The sequence below is a fragment of the Nonomuraea sp. NPDC059023 genome (assembly GCF_042740095.1).
Taxonomy (GTDB): Bacteria; Actinomycetota; Actinomycetes; order Streptosporangiales; family Streptosporangiaceae; genus Nonomuraea.
Genome location: NZ_JBHYIO010000009.1, coordinates 264555 through 278374, shown reverse-complemented (window position 1 = coordinate 278374; position 13820 = coordinate 264555). Strand labels below are relative to the sequence as shown.

At 69.3% G+C, this 13820-nt stretch carries 16 protein-coding genes and 1 riboswitch; of the genes, 10 read left to right on the top strand and 6 right to left on the bottom strand.

Going from position 1 to position 13820, the window contains the following annotated elements:
* Positions 1 to 8: 8 nt before the first annotated feature.
* The 6 genes from ACFWYW_RS18300 to ACFWYW_RS18275 all read left to right on the top strand — a co-directional run bounded on the left by ACFWYW_RS18300 (position 9) and on the right by ACFWYW_RS18275 (position 5279).
* Entirely contained in the window at positions 9 to 563 is a 555-nt protein-coding gene (locus ACFWYW_RS18300; RefSeq protein WP_184976413.1) for an RNA polymerase sigma factor, read from the top strand.
* A 79-nt stretch (positions 564 to 642) separates the two neighbouring features.
* Positions 643 to 782, top strand: a riboswitch (SAM riboswitch).
* A 13-nt stretch (positions 783 to 795) separates the two neighbouring features.
* Entirely contained in the window at positions 796 to 2025 is a 1230-nt protein-coding gene (thrC, locus tag ACFWYW_RS18295; RefSeq protein ID WP_379626078.1) for a threonine synthase, read from the top strand.
* 15 nt (positions 2026 to 2040) lie between these two features.
* The gene (locus tag ACFWYW_RS18290) at positions 2041 to 2316 is read left to right on the top strand and encodes a MoaD/ThiS family protein (protein WP_379626076.1); all 276 of its coding nucleotides are present in this window, start codon (positions 2041 to 2043) and stop codon (positions 2314 to 2316) included.
* Positions 2317 to 2547: 231 nt separating this feature from the next.
* Positions 2548 to 2748: a cold-shock protein gene (locus ACFWYW_RS18285; protein WP_106250594.1), complete on the top strand. Its 201-nt coding sequence runs from the start codon at positions 2548 to 2550 to the stop codon at positions 2746 to 2748.
* A 324-nt stretch (positions 2749 to 3072) separates the two neighbouring features.
* Complete coding sequence (gene groL, locus ACFWYW_RS18280) at positions 3073 to 4701, top strand: chaperonin GroEL (RefSeq protein WP_379641015.1); 1629 nt, start codon at positions 3073 to 3075, stop codon at positions 4699 to 4701.
* Positions 4702 to 4799: 98 nt separating this feature from the next.
* Entirely contained in the window at positions 4800 to 5279 is a 480-nt protein-coding gene (locus ACFWYW_RS18275; protein ID WP_379627029.1) for a hypothetical protein, read from the top strand.
* 14 nt (positions 5280 to 5293) lie between these two features.
* On the opposite strand, the gene ACFWYW_RS18270 is transcribed toward ACFWYW_RS18275, so the two are convergent.
* On the bottom strand, positions 5294 to 5653 hold the full coding sequence (locus ACFWYW_RS18270) for a hypothetical protein (protein ID WP_379627027.1): 360 nt from the start codon (positions 5651 to 5653) through the stop codon (positions 5294 to 5296).
* A gap of 57 nt (positions 5654 to 5710) precedes the next feature.
* Between ACFWYW_RS18270 and ACFWYW_RS18265 the strand changes: the two genes are divergently transcribed.
* Positions 5711 to 6082, top strand: a complete 372-nt coding sequence (locus ACFWYW_RS18265) for a helix-turn-helix transcriptional regulator (protein ID WP_379627025.1) — start codon at positions 5711 to 5713, stop codon at positions 6080 to 6082.
* Here the strand turns inward: ACFWYW_RS18265 and ACFWYW_RS18260 are convergent.
* Together ACFWYW_RS18260 and ACFWYW_RS18255 are read right to left on the bottom strand one after the other, a co-directional pair.
* Positions 6069 to 6494, bottom strand: a complete 426-nt coding sequence (locus ACFWYW_RS18260; protein ID WP_379627023.1) for a GNAT family N-acetyltransferase — start codon at positions 6492 to 6494, stop codon at positions 6069 to 6071. The genes ACFWYW_RS18265 and ACFWYW_RS18260 overlap by 14 nt on opposite strands.
* 14 nt (positions 6495 to 6508) lie before the next feature.
* Positions 6509 to 7108 carry a TetR/AcrR family transcriptional regulator gene (locus ACFWYW_RS18255; RefSeq protein ID WP_379627021.1) on the bottom strand — a complete coding sequence of 200 codons (600 nt, stop codon included), beginning with the start codon at positions 7106 to 7108 and terminating at the stop codon, positions 6509 to 6511.
* A gap of 23 nt (positions 7109 to 7131) precedes the next feature.
* Here ACFWYW_RS18255 and ACFWYW_RS18250 point away from each other — a divergent pair, with 23 nt between their 5' ends.
* The gene (locus ACFWYW_RS18250; protein WP_379627019.1) at positions 7132 to 8508 is read left to right on the top strand and encodes a flavin monoamine oxidase family protein; all 1377 of its coding nucleotides are present in this window, start codon (positions 7132 to 7134) and stop codon (positions 8506 to 8508) included.
* A gap of 32 nt (positions 8509 to 8540) precedes the next feature.
* Here the strand turns inward: ACFWYW_RS18250 and ACFWYW_RS18245 are convergent, their stop codons facing one another.
* Positions 8541 to 10556, bottom strand: a complete 2016-nt coding sequence (locus ACFWYW_RS18245; protein WP_379627017.1) for a HelD family protein — start codon at positions 10554 to 10556, stop codon at positions 8541 to 8543.
* 102 nt (positions 10557 to 10658) lie between these two features.
* On the opposite strand from ACFWYW_RS18245, the gene ACFWYW_RS18240 reads away from it, so the two are divergent.
* Complete coding sequence (locus ACFWYW_RS18240) at positions 10659 to 10991, top strand: hypothetical protein (RefSeq protein ID WP_379627015.1); 333 nt, start codon at positions 10659 to 10661, stop codon at positions 10989 to 10991.
* Between the two features lie 180 nt (positions 10992 to 11171).
* Here the strand turns inward: ACFWYW_RS18240 and ACFWYW_RS18235 are convergent, their stop codons facing one another.
* Both ACFWYW_RS18235 and ACFWYW_RS18230 read right to left on the bottom strand, forming a co-directional pair.
* A complete protein-coding gene (locus tag ACFWYW_RS18235; protein ID WP_379627013.1) occupies positions 11172 to 12815 on the bottom strand; it encodes a DNA repair helicase XPB in 1644 nt (547 codons plus the stop codon).
* 68 nt (positions 12816 to 12883) lie between these two features.
* The gene (locus ACFWYW_RS18230; RefSeq protein WP_379627011.1) at positions 12884 to 13237 is read right to left on the bottom strand and encodes a hypothetical protein; all 354 of its coding nucleotides are present in this window, start codon (positions 13235 to 13237) and stop codon (positions 12884 to 12886) included.
* 80 nt (positions 13238 to 13317) lie between these two features.
* Between ACFWYW_RS18230 and ACFWYW_RS18225 the strand changes: the two genes are divergently transcribed.
* A complete protein-coding gene (locus tag ACFWYW_RS18225; protein ID WP_379627009.1) occupies positions 13318 to 13818 on the top strand; it encodes a SigE family RNA polymerase sigma factor in 501 nt (166 codons plus the stop codon).
* Positions 13819 to 13820: the final 2 nt, after the last annotated feature.

Below are 13820 nucleotides of genomic sequence, written 5' to 3'. Positions count from 1 at the left end.
ATCCCGCTATGGCGCTTGATGAGCTAACCGAGGAACTGGCCCGCTCCGCAGCCGCTGGAGATCATCGCGCACTCGGCGAGCTCTTGCGGCGGATCGAGCCGCACGTACTCCGCCACTGCGCGCGAATCCTGCCCTATCACCAGGACGCGGAGGAGGCCTGCCAGGACACTCTGCTGGCCGTCGCGCGCAACATCGGGCGGTTCGAGGGCAGGGCGCGGTTCAGCACGTGGCTGCACATCGTGACGGCCAACTGCGCCCGCACGACCTACCGGTCGCTGAAGCGGCGGGCGGCCGAGCAGAGCTCCGACGAACTGCCCACGCAGAAGCCGGACGTGGCCCGGGTGAGCGTGATCGCGGGCTCGCGCCTGGACCTGCTCGACGCGATGGAGGCGCTGGAGGCGTCCAAACCCGACCTGGCGCAGGCGCTCGTGCTGCGCGACATCGTGCAGCTCGACTACAACGAGGTGGCCGAGCAGCTCGGCATCCCTCTCGGCACCGCGAAATCCCGCATCCACCAGGCGCGCAAGTACGTGCAGGGCGTGCTCGGGGAGGACTATCGGTGAGACGGTTTGTCTCACTGGTCGAGACGGGTGGGCAACCGATCCGCTTGACCAGGTAGAGTCCCTTTCGACAACTACATATTGCTCATCCAGAGGGGTGGAGGGACCGGCCCTGCGAAGCCCCGGCAACCCTCCCGGATTGTGACTCGCACCCGCGAGGCCGACCGGGACAAGGTGCCAATTCCGGTCTGTGGTCAAGGTGGCCGCAGGCGAAGATGAGGGAAGGCCTCGCTTCATGTCGCTCGACTTCGGTCCTGCTGTAGCTCTCTCCTGCCGCGAGTGCGGCACCCGCTATGACCTCGGCCCCAGTTTCGCGTGTCTGGAGTGTTTCGGGCCACTCGAAGTGGCCTATGACTTCGGTACGGTGACCCGCTCGCAGATCGAGTCCGGTCCGACCAACATCTGGCGTTACCAGGCGCTCCTGCCGGTCCCCGTGGACGTGGCGGCCAAGCAGAACATGAACCCCGGCTGGACCAAGCTGGTCAAGGCCGGCAACCTCGGCCGCACGCTCGGCATCAAGTCGCTGCACATCAAGGACGACTCCGGCAATCCCACCCACTCCTTCAAGGACCGTGTGGTGGCCATCGCCGTCGAGGCGGCCCGCAACTTCGGCTTCCACACCCTGTCCTGCTCCTCCACCGGCAACCTGGCCGGCGCGGTCACCGCGGCCGCCGCCAGGGCCGGGCTCGACGCGTGCGTCTTCATCCCCGCCGACCTGGAGCAGGCCAAGATCGCCATGGCCCGGGTGTTCGGCGGCAGGCTGATCGGCATCGAGGGCACCTACGACGAGGTCAACCGCTTCTGCTCCGAGCTCATCGGCGACCCGCTTGGCGACAAGTGGGGCTTCGTCAACGTGAACCTGCGGCCGTACTACGCCGAGGGGTCCAAGACGCTGGCCTACGAGATCGCCGAGCAGCTCGGGTGGAGGCTGCCCGAGCAGATCGTCATCCCGATCGCCTCCGGCTCCCAGCTCACGAAGATCGACAAGGGCTTCAAGGAACTCGTGGCGCTCGGGCTGGTCGAGGACACGCCCTACAAGGTGTTCGGGGCCCAGGCGCTCGGGTGCTCGCCGGTGTCGGCGGCGTACAAGGCCGGGCACGACGTGGTCCAGCCGGTCAAGCCGGACACCATCGCCAAGTCGCTGGCCATCGGGAACCCGGCTGACGGGCCGTACGTGCTCGACATCGCCCGCCGTACGGGAGGGGCGGTGGAAGACGTCACCGACGCCGAGATCGTCGCGGCCATCAAGCTCCTGGCCTCCACGGAGGGCATCTTCGCCGAGACCGCGGGCGGCGTCACCGTGGGCGTGCTCAAGAAGCTGGTGGAAAACGGCGCGCTGGATCCCGAGGCGGAAACGGTCGTGCTGAACACCGGCGACGGCCTCAAGACCCTTGACGCGGTGTCGTCGATCGCCGAACCCACCGCTGTCATCCGGCCCTCTCTCGACGCGTTCCGCGCCATCTGAAAGGAAGTTTAAGGCATGAGCGTTTCTGTACGGATTCCCACCATTCTGCGCACCTACACGGGTGGTAACGCGGAGGTCAGTGGCGAGGGTGCGACGCTGCGCGAGGTCCTTCAGAAGCTGGACAGTGACTACCCGGGGATCGGTGCCCGAATTCTCGATGAATCGGGCAAGATTCGGCGTTTTGTCAACGTTTACGTGGGGCAAGAGGACGTCCGATTCGCCGACGGGCTCGACACCGCGGCCCCCGAGGGGAGCGAGATCTCCATCATCCCCGCGGTAGCCGGAGGCTAACGCTTCGCACACTCTTAGCACTGGGGCACCTCTTCGGAGGTGCCCTTCCCATTTCTGGAAAATTCAACTCTTCGAAGGATGAAATAGGCAGTTTTCAGATTGACTCTGTTGCCCAACGGCATGCCACAGGTATGGTCGAGGGCGATCGCCGCCAGTTTTTCGGTAAAAGCGGCGAACGCGGATCTCGCGGAGGAATGGGCGGGATCCAGAGCCCAGTAAGAGGAGTCGGAAGTGGCGCAGGGCACCGTCAAGTGGTTCAACGCGGACAAGGGCTACGGTTTCATCGCGGTAGACGGTGGTAAGGATGTATTCGTCCATTACTCAGCGATCATGATGGACGGCTACAGATCACTCGAACAAGGCCAGCGGGTCGAGTTCGAGATCACACAAGGCCAGAAGGGGCCGCAGGCGGAATCTGTCCGCACCGTTTGAACCACGCACCGAGGCAGCCCGCACGGCAGCGCAGTCCGTGCGGTTCTGCCAACACCTTTCGTCTCACCAGGACAGGCCCGATCTCGCGAGGGGATCGGGCCTGACCTGCGACGAGGTGGCTCTCGCTTGCACTCGACCGGGTAGAGTGCTAAACAGTTCGTTGGCACTCTCTCCACGTGAGTGCCAACACCTGGATCGAGACGATCGGGGCCTGCCGAACGGAGATGCGGGCCCAAGTGTTCGGCCCCCGGGCCGGGCACGCTGCCGTCGCGGGCGTCGGCTCGATCCTTGAGAAGCCACCCTGCATCTGGGAGGTCCAGCCTTATGGCAGCCAAGATGATCGCGTTTGACGAGGACGCCCGGCGCGGTCTCGAGCGCGGCATGAACCAGCTCGCTGACGCCGTGAAGGTGACCCTTGGTCCCAAGGGGCGCAATGTCGTGCTGGAGAAGAAGTGGGGCGCTCCCACGATCACGAACGACGGTGTCTCCATCGCCAAGGAGATCGAGCTCGAGGATCCGTGGGAGAAGATCGGCGCTGAGCTGGTCAAGGAAGTCGCCAAGAAGACGGATGACGTCGCGGGTGACGGCACCACGACGGCCACCGTGCTCGCCCAGGCGCTGGTGCGTGAGGGTCTGCGTAACGTGGCCGCGGGTGCGAACCCGATGGCGTTGAAGAAGGGTATCGAGGCGGCGGTCGAGCGGGTCAGCGAGGAGCTGTCCAAGCTGGCCAAGGATGTGGAGACGAAGGAGCAGATCGCTTCGACGGCTTCCATTTCGGCCGCGGACACCGAGATCGGCGCGCTCATCGCTGAGGCGATGGACAAGGTCGGCAAGGAAGGTGTCATCACGGTCGAGGAGAGCAACACCTTCGGCCTGGAGCTTGAGCTCACCGAGGGCATGCGCTTCGACAAGGGCATGACGTCGATGTACTTCGTGACGGACCCCGACCGCATGGAGGCCGTCCTCGAGGACCCGTACATCCTCATCGTCAACAGCAAGGTCTCCGCCAACAAGGACCTGCTGCCCCTGCTCGACAAGGTCGTGCAGGCCGGCAAGCCGCTGCTGATCATCGCTGAGGACATCGAGGGCGAGGCCCTGGCCACGCTCGTCGTCAACAAGATCCGCGGCCTGTTCAAGTCCGTCGCCGTCAAGGCTCCGGGCTTCGGTGACCGGCGCAAGGCCATGCTCGGTGACATCGCCACCCTGACCGGTGGCCAGGTCATCGCCGAGGAGGTCGGCCTGAAGCTCGAGTCCGCCACCCTCGACCTGCTGGGCCGCGCCCGTAAGGTCGTGGTGACCAAGGACGAGACCACGATCGTGGACGGCGCCGGTGACGCCGACCAGATCGCCGGGCGGGTCAACGAGATTCGGGCGGAGATCGACCGTACCGATTCCGACTACGACCGGGAGAAGCTGCAGGAGCGGCTGGCCAAGCTGGCCGGTGGCGTGGCGGTCATCAAGGCCGGTGCGGCGACCGAGGTCGAGCTGAAGGAGCGCAAGCACCGGATCGAGGACGCCGTGCGTAACGCGAAGGCGGCCGTCGAGGAGGGCATCGTGCCCGGCGGTGGTGTGGCGCTGCTGCAGGCCGGTACCAAGGCGTTCGACAAGCTGGAGCTGTCGGGCGATGAGGCGACCGGCGCGGCGATCGTGAAGAAGGCGCTGGAGGAGCCGCTGAAGCAGATCGCGGTCAACGCCGGTCTCGAGGGCGGCGTCGTGGTCGAGCGCGTGCGCAACCTCACCCCGGGTGAGGGCCTGAACGCGGCGACCGGCGAGTACGTCAACATGTTCGACGCGGGCATCCTCGACCCGGCCAAGGTCACCCGCTCGGCGCTGCAGAACGCCGCCTCCATCGCGGCGCTGTTCCTGACCACCGAGGCCGTCATCGCCGAGAAGCCGGAGAAGACCCCGGCTGCCCCGGCTGGTGGCATGCCCGGCGGCGACATGGACTTCTAAGTCCAGCCATTTCGCAAAGAGGGCGTCTCCCGGTTCGGGGGCGCCCTTTTCGCGTACACCCACGGCAATTGCCGTACGAGGAGCTACAACTGGAGGTGATGATGATCCGTATCGCTGTCTCCGGGCATCGCGGCCTGCCAGCCGGCACGGCGTCCCTCGTCGACGACGCTCTGCGCGGGACGCTGGCCGGGCACTCGCCCCGGGTCGTCGGGCTGTCCTGCCTGGCCGACGGGGCGGATCAGATCTTCGCCCGCGCGGTGCTGGATCTCGGGGGCAGTCTGGAGGCGGTGGTCCCGGCGGCCCGGTACCGCGACAGCCTGCCCGGCGAGGTCCGTGCGGCCTATGACGAGTTGCTGGGCCGGGCGGTCACGGTCCATCGGCTGGACTTCGCCGAGCCCACGTCCGAGTCGCACATGGTGGCGAGCATCCGCATGCTCGACGGCGCCGACGTGCTTCTCGCCGTCTGGGACGGCCTGCCGGCCCGGGGTTACGGCGGCACGGCCGACGTGGTGGCGGAGGCGAGGCGGCGCGGGGTGCCGGTTCAGGTGATCTGGCCAGAGGGTGCGCGCCGGGACTGACGAATCGGGCGGGGTCACGGGCCGAGGGGCGTCAGCGTGGCGATCTTCCATCGGGACCCGGCGTCGATGAGCTGGTACATCAGCCGCTCCCTGGCTCCGTTGCCGTGGTGCCAGGTGACGTCCGCCCAGATGCTGTGGGCGGTCTCGGCGACCACCGTGATGTCCGTGGTGGTGTCCTCGACGCCGTCGTACTGGCTCCAGGCTCCGGCGAAGAACTCCTCGGTCTGCTTGGCGTCCGACACGGCGACGGACTGTCCAGGGAACAGGATCAGGGCGGGCACCGCGTACATGCCGGCCACGGCCTTCTCGTCCCTGGCGAGCAACGCGCGGGAGTATCGGTGGAAGAAGTCGAGCACGAGGTCGTTGTCGGTCATGGGCTTCACGCTAATCACCAACCCAGACAAGCCCGTGTCGTGGTTACGCTCTTCTCCATGACGTCCGCGGCCTCACGTGACAACCATCTGACAGTACGCCGCGTCGAGCGCCAGCAACACCTCATCGAACGGCTCCACGCCGGCGCGGACCGGGTCACCCTGGGAACGCTCGCCCACGACTTCGGCGTATCGGAGCGCACCATCGCCCGCGACATCGAGCGGCTGCGCCTGTCCGGGGTACCGGTGGACGTCGCACCGGGCCGCGGCGGAGGGGCCGTCATCGTGCGGCGTGCCGACATCCCGCCCATCGCCTTCGACCTGCGGGAGATCGCCGCGCTGATCTCCAGCCTGACCGCGCTCGGGCCGACGGCGAGCGAGTCCGCGGCGTCGGCGATGCGCAAGCTCACCACCGCGCTCACAGGTGTTTGATCCAGCGACCCCATTCGGGCTGGCGGGTGTAGCCGGCGGCCGACCAGGCGTGGTGGGCGAGGGTGTTGTCGTGCAGGACCATGGCGTCGGCGCGGAAGGCGCCGAAGGCGGCGAAGCGGGTCTCGGCGGCGGCGAGCAGCGTGGTGCCGATGCCCTTGCGGCGGTACGACGGGTGCACGGCCAGCCGGTACAGATGGGCCCGCCAGCCGTCCCATCCGGCGATGAGGGTGCCGACCAGCGTGCCGTCCAGCTCGGCCAGCAGCAGAGACTCGGGGTCGCGGGCGACCAGGACTTCGACCTTGGCGGGGTCGTCGTGGCGGTCGGTGCCTTCAGCGGCCTCTGCCCAGAAGTCCAGGACGGCCTTGATGTCGGATTGAGCGCCGTTTCTTACTTTTACCCCGAATTCGGCCATGGTTCTGGAAGGTATCAGGCGCGCAGGCCCGACAGCAGGGTGGCCGCGATGGCGTCCGCCTCGGCGCGGGCGGCGGCGGGGTCGTCGGCCTCCGCGATGGCCAGAGCCAGCTCGGTGATGGCGCCGAACAGGGCGCGGCCGAGCATCTCCACGGGGCGGCGGGTGAGGTAGCCCTCGTCCATCAGCGTGGTCAGCGCGTCGCGGAGCAGGCCGCCGAAGTGGCGTACGTCGAGTTCCTGCCAGCGTTCGTGGCCCAGGGCGATCGGGCCCTGCTTCAGCACGATCTCCCGGAACTCGGGCTGCCCGCAGGCGTCCAGGTAGGCGTCCAGCCCGGCCCGCGCGCGGGTGGCGGGGTCGCCGGCGGCGGCGGTCATCGCCGTGGTGACCGCGCGGGCGGCGGAGTCCTCCAGCTCTTCGAAGACGGCCTCGAACAGGCCCTGCTTGCCGTCGAAGTGGTGGTACAGGGCGCCGCGGGTCAGGCCCGCCTGGCGTACCAGCTCCTCTGCCGAGACGGCGGTGTAGCCGCGTTCGGCGAAGACGCGGCGACCGACGTCGATGAGCGCCTGGCGGGTGGTCTCCGCGTAGAGTTCGCGCCGGGTCTTGACGGATGCCATGCGTCATGGATATCACATACAACATGAATGTCAGATACAGCGTGGATGTGGCTGTCGTCGGCGCGGGGCTGGCGGGGCTGGTGGCCGCGCGGGATCTGGTGCGCGCCGGGCACGACGTGGTGGTGCTGGAAGCGCGGGAGCGGGTCGGCGGGCGTACCCTCAACGGCGAACTGCCGGGCGGCGCGGCGATCGAGCTCGGCGGGCAGTGGGTCGGGCCAGGCCAGGATCGGGTGCTCGCGCTCATCGGCGAGCTCGGGCTGACCACGTTCCCCACCCATCACCAGGGCAGGCGGGTGGCCGAGCTGGTGGGGCGGCGGATGGAGTACACGGGGCGCGTTCCGCGGATCGGGACGCTGGCGCTGGCCGACCTCGGGCGGGCGCAGCTCGCGCTGGACCGGGCGGCCCGCCGTATCCCGCTGGAGGCGCCCTGGACGGCGCCCGGCGCCCGCGAGCTCGACGCGCAGACGTTCGCGGCCTGGATGCGCGCCCGCACCCGCACCAAGAGCGGCCGGGCGATGGTCAGGCTGGTGACCGAGGCGATCTTCTCGGCCGAGCCGGAGGAGATCTCGGCCCTGTGGGCGCTGTACTACTTCGGCTCGGGCGGCGGCTTCGACGCGCTGACCGAGGTCAGGGGCGGGGCGCAGCAGGACCGCGTCGCGGGCGGCTCGCAGCGCGTCGCGCTCGCCGTCGCCGCCGAACTCGGCGACCGGGTACGGCAGGCGGCACCCGTCACCGACATCACCTGGGACGACGACCAGGTCGTGCTCCGCACCCCGGGCACCGAGACCCGCGCCAGGCGCGCGATCGTCGCGGTGCCGCCGCCGCTGGCCGGCCGGATCAGGTACAGCCCCGGGCTGCCCGGCGACCGTGACCAGCTCACCCAGCGGATGCCGATGGGCCGGGTCATCAAGGTGCATCTGGTCTACGGGGCCCCGTTCTGGCGCGAGGACGGCTACTCCGGGGAGGCCAACAGTGACGTCCGCGCGCTGGGCACCGTCCTGGACAGCACCCCGCAGGGGGAAGGCGGCCCCGGGGTGCTCACGGGCTTCTTCGAAGGCGCGCACGCCGACGCGGTGGCCCGCCTGAGCGTCGCCGAGCGGCGCGGCCGGGCCGTGGACGACCTGACCGTCTACTTCGGCCCCGTGGCCCGTTACGCGATCGACTACATCGAGCTCGACTGGGCCGCGGAGGAGTGGAGCCGGGGGTGTTACGGCGCCTTCGCCGCGCCCGGGACGCTGACCAGGTTCGGCCCCGCCCTGCGCACGCCCGTGGGGCCGCTGCACTGGGCGGGGACCGAGACCGCCGTCCGCTGGGCGGGCTACATGGATGGTGCCGTCGAGTCGGGCCACCGGGCCGCGGCTGAGGTCGCCAAGGCCCTGGGCGACGACCAGATCGCCTGAGCGGCGGGCTGGATCTCTGGGCGGCGGTGGGGCTAGATCGCCAGAGCGGCGGGGAGCGGCTTGTCGTGCAGGACGGTCAGCGAGGTGACCGCGCGGGTGAGCACGACGTACAGGCGGGCCAGGCCCCTGGGCTCGGCGGCGACGATGTCCGCCGGCTCGACCACGATCACGTGGTCGTACTCCAGGCCCTTGGCCAGGGTCGCGGGGATGACGAGCAGCCGGTGTTCCTGGTCGGCGGCGTCGGGGTCGAGTACGGCGTGGGCGATGCCGTCCAGCGAACCGGAGACCCGCTCCACCAGCGCGTCCGGCACGATCACGCCGATCGAGCCCTCCCTGGACAGGGTCGCGCCGACCGTCTCGGCGAGGGCGGCGCCCGGCTGGACCGACAGGGAGCCGAGCCCGGGGCGCAGCGAGCGCGGCGGGGCAAGACCGGGGGCGACGGACGGCAGGAGGCGGGCGGCGTAGTCGAGCACCTCGCGCGGCACGCGGAAGCCGAGGGTCAGCTCGGTGACCTCGCCGGAGTCCTGGCCGAGGTGCTGAAGGACGGCTTCCCACGAGGTGGTGGACCAGGGCGTGGTGCCCTGCGCGAGGTCGCCCAGGACGGTGGCGGAGCCGTTGCGGCAGCGGCGGCCGAGGGCGCGCAGCTGCATCTCCGACAGGTCCTGCGCCTCGTCCACGACGAGGTGGCCGAGCGAGGAGGTGCGTTCGATGAGGTCGCCGAGCTCGTCGAGGAGCGCGGCGTCGGCCGCCGACCACTTCGCGGACTTCCATCCACGGTACGGCTTCCGCCAAAGCAGCATTTCCTGCTCGTCCGGCGAAATTTCGGATTTGGCGCATGCCTTGGCCAGGAACTCGGCGTCCGACAGCAGCCGGAACAGTACCTGGGCGGGCGTCACCTTGGGCCAGACCGCGTCCACGAGCTGCTTGACCGGCTTGGACCGCGCGACCGCGTCCTGCACCCGGTCGTCGGGGGAGTCGCCGCGCTGCTCCATGCGGACGAGCACCTGGTGGGCCAGGCGCTGCGCGAGCGCCGCCCGGCCGGGGCCGTAGCGGGTGGTGCCGCGCAGGGAGGCGACGATCTCGCGCACCTCGTAGTCGGCCACGCGGAAGCGGTGCACCCCGCGGGTGTAGACGAGGCCCTCCTCCGGCTTGCTGATGTGCAGCCAGAGCGCCCGCTCCAGCACCGCGGCCATCCGGGCGTCGCCCTTGATCGCGGCGACCTCCGGCTCCTCCGGGGTGTCGTAGGCGCCCAGCAGGTCGGCGACGGTGGTCTGGTCGACCTTGACCTCGCCGAGGGCGGGAAGGACGGAGGAGATGTAGGACAGGAACGCGCGGTTCGGCCCGACGATCATGACGCCGGAGCGGGCCAGCCGCTCGCGATGGGTGAACAGCAGGTAGGCGGCGCGGTGCAGGCCCACGGCGGTCTTCCCGGTGCCGGGCGCCCCCTGCACGCACACGGTCTGGGTCAGCGCGGCGCGGACGATCTCGTCCTGGTCCGGCTGGATGGTGGCGACGATGTCGCGCATCGGGCCGGTGCGCGGGCGCTCGATCTCGTCGGTGAGGATCTTCGAGGGGCCCAGGCTGCCGCCCTGGTCGAGCGGCTCGTCCTCGTAGGCGGTCAGCGCGCCGCCGTGGTAGCCGAAGCGGCGGCGCCGTACGACGTCCATGGGGTCTGTGGGGCTGGCCTGGTAGAACGGGCGCGAGACCGGAGCGCGCCAGTCGATCACCAGCGCGCGGCTGGCGCCGTCGTGGACATGCCTGCGGCCGACGTAGATGGTGCCGGGCAGATCGTCGCCCGCGCTTCGGTCGAGGCGGCCGAAGAACAACGGCGTGTCGGGATGGTCGGCGAGGGCCGCGACGCGCTGGTCGAGCAGCGACTGGAGGACCTGCTGCGAGACCCAGTCGCCGGCCGCTTCCGCCGACAGCGACTGCGCGTGCTCGCGCATCGCCTGCAGGGCCTTGCGGGATTCGGCCAGGTGGGACTGCTCGGCGGACAGCACGTCCGCTGGATCGTCGGATATGTCGGGTGCCAGCTGGTGTGCGGGCATGCGAAAGCGCCCCCTGTCGGAGTGGTAACCGGTAGCGAATCGGCCAGTCTAATCGGGGAAGCGGGAGGCATCCAAAGCATTTACGCGGGGTAGGGGGAGACCGTGGCACGTGTGCGGTTCGGCGTCTCCCCGATCGTCCCCACCATCGCGAGCTTCCTGCTCGCCGCGCTGTGGGGCCTGTCGGTCTTCGCGGGCTGGGGAACCGCGGCCTTCTGCGCGAACGGCGACGCCACGCAGTGCGGCCAGCGGCTGGACGCCGTCGCGGGGTTGTCCGGGCTGTTCGCGATGCTCGCGGCGGTCTGTACGGCCGCCGCCTGGATCCTGCCCGCCGCCAGGAAGGACCAGCGCACCTTCAACCTGTACATGGGCTCGGCCGTGGCCGCATGGGTGGTCGCCGAGGGTGTGCTCTTCCTGGGCGGCCTTCTCGTTGGCTAACTAAATCGCCAAAAAATCGGGCATTTCAGGTGGGAATGGGGGGATCATCGGGTATGTCGCAGCTGGCGTGAAGTAGGCGACAGCGCGCAGGTGAGGGGGGTGGTTCGATTGTCGACGGCCCGCGGAGTTTCGTGGACCTGAGGTTCTGGGCAAGGCCCGGCCGCCGGAGCGGCCGGGCCTTCATACCTCCAGGACGTCGTCGGCGTCGATGATCTGGTACGCGTAGCCCTGCTCGGCCAGGAACCGCTGACGGTGCGCCGCGAACTCCTGGTCGACGGTGTCCCGGCTGACCACGGTGTAGAAGCGGGCGCCGCCCCCGTCGGCCTTGGGCCGCAGCACGCGGCCGAGCCGCTGCGCCTCCTCCTGCCGCGAGCCGAACGTGCCCGACACCTGGATGGCGATCGCTGCCTCCGGCAGGTCGATGGAGAAGTTGGCCACCTTGGAGACCACGAGAACCTGGATCTCCTTGTCGCGGAAGGCCTGGTAGAGGCGCTCGCGCTCCTTCACCCGGGTCTCACCCTTGATGACCGGCGCGTTGAGGTGCTCGCCCAGCTCGTCGAGCTGGTCGATGTACTGGCCGATGACCAGCACCTGCTCGCCCAGATGTTTCCTGACCAGCGCCTCGGTGACGGTCGTCTTGGAGGGCGTGGTGGCGGCGAAGCGGTACTTCTCATCGGACTCGGCCATCGCGTACGCCAGCCGTTCCTCGTCCGACAGCGTGACCCGGACCTCGACGCAGTCGGCGGGCGCGATCCAGCCCTGGTTCTCCATCTCCTTCCAGGGCGCGTCATAACGCTTGGGCCCGATGAGGGAGAACACGTCGCCCTCGCGGCCGTCCTCGCGCACCAGCGTCGCGGTCAGCCCCACGCGGCGGCGGGCCTGCAGGTCGGCGGTCATGCGGAAGATGGGCGCGGGCAGCAGGTGCACCTCGTCGTAGACGATCAGGCCCCAGTCGCGCGCGTCGAACAGCTCCAGGTGGGCGTAGACGCCCTTCCGCTTGGTCGTCATCACCTGGTAGGTGGCGATGGTGACGGGGCGGATCTCCTTCTTGGTGCCGGAGTACTCGCCGATCTCGTTCTCGGTCAGCGACGTGCGCTTGATCAGCTCGGTCTTCCACTGGTGGGCGCTGACCGTGTTGGTGACCAGGATCAGCGTGGTCGCCTGGGCCTGGGCCATCGCGGCCGCCCCGACGATCGTCTTGCCGGCGCCGCAGGGCAGCACCACCACTCCGGAGCCGCCGTGCCAGAAGGCCTCGGCCGCGTCCTTCTGGTAGGTGCGCAGCGACCAGCCGTCCTCCAGCAGCGAGATCGGGTGCGCCTCGCCGTCGACGTAGCCCGCGAGGTCCTCGGCCGGCCAGCCCAGCTTGAGCAGCGCCTGCTTCACGTTGCCGCGGTCGCTCGGGTGCACCACGACCGAGTCGGCGCCCATGCGCTCGCCCAGCATCGGCTGGATCTTCTTCGAGCGCAGCACCTCTTCGAGCACGGCCCGGTCGGTCGAGGTCAGGACCAGGCCGTTGACCGGGTCCTTCTCCAGCCGGAGCCGGCCGTAGCGTGCCATGGTCTCGGCGATGTCGACCAGCAGCGCGTGGGGGACCGGGTAGCGGCTGTGGCTGATGAGCGCGTCGATGACCTGCTCGGCGTCGTGACCGGCGGCCCGCGCGTTCCACAGCGCCAGCGGCGTGACGCGGTAGGTGTGCACGTGCTCGGGCGCGCGCTCCAGCTCGGCGAACGGCGCGATCGCCTTGCGACACGCGTCCGAGTTGGCGTGGTCGACCTCGAGCAGCAGCGTTTTGTCGGATTGGACGATGAGCGGGCCGTCGTTCACTGGTCCCCCTTCGATGGCTACCGCCTATCCAACACAAAGAAGCGGCGGAACAGTCCCCGAACTGGGAATCAGTCGACGTCGTCCAGGTATCCGGCGAAGCCCAGGAACAGGAAGCCGCCGATCGTCACCAGGAATCCCGCGCCGAACAGGACCCACGCCCAGACCAGCTTGCTCCGGGCGTTCTCCGGCTCGGTGTCCACCTTGCTCAGGCCCAGGCCGGCCATGATCGCGCCGGCGATGGCCACGAAGTTGCAGCAGGCGACGATCGAGATGAGGTTGAGGACGAGCGCGACGATGGCGTTGGTACGCAGGCCGTCGTTGCGCGGCTGATGGGGCGGCGGCGGGTAACCGGGTCCGTACCCGTAGCCGGGAGGTGGCTGGTCACCGTATGGCGCGCCGTACGGCTGATAGGGATCGCTCATAGCACTCCAGATTTATCACGATGTCGCCATAGATCTGGTCTCTTGGACGCATCTAGAGAGGCGAGACATGAGGAGGGCAGGTGCATCCGGATGACCGCCGAGGCTTCACCCAGTTCGTCGCAGCACGCTCCGACAGCCTGATCAGGCTGGCGTACGTGCTCACCGGCGACCAGCACTCCGCCGAGGACCTCCTGCAGACGGCGCTGATCAAGACGGCCGGGCGCTGGCGCGGCATCCGCGGCGACCCGGAGGCGTACGTCCGCCGGGTGATGTACCGGGAACAGGCGAGCCTGTGGCGCAGCGCGCGCTGGGGACGCGAGCGCGTGGTCGAGAAGCCGCCCGAACGCGCGAGCGGCGACGCCACCGCCGAGGTGGACGAACGGCTCGCGCTGGAGCACGCCTTACGGCAACTGCCGCCGCGCAAGCGCGTGGTCCTGGTTCTGCGCTACTTCGAGGACCTGCCCGAGTCGGAGGTCGCACGGATCATGGGCTGCTCGGTTGGCACCGTGCGCAGCCAGTCCCACCAGGCCGTCAAGCGCCTGCGGGCCCTCGTCGGCGACCGTGTCAACCAGGAGGCCTGAAC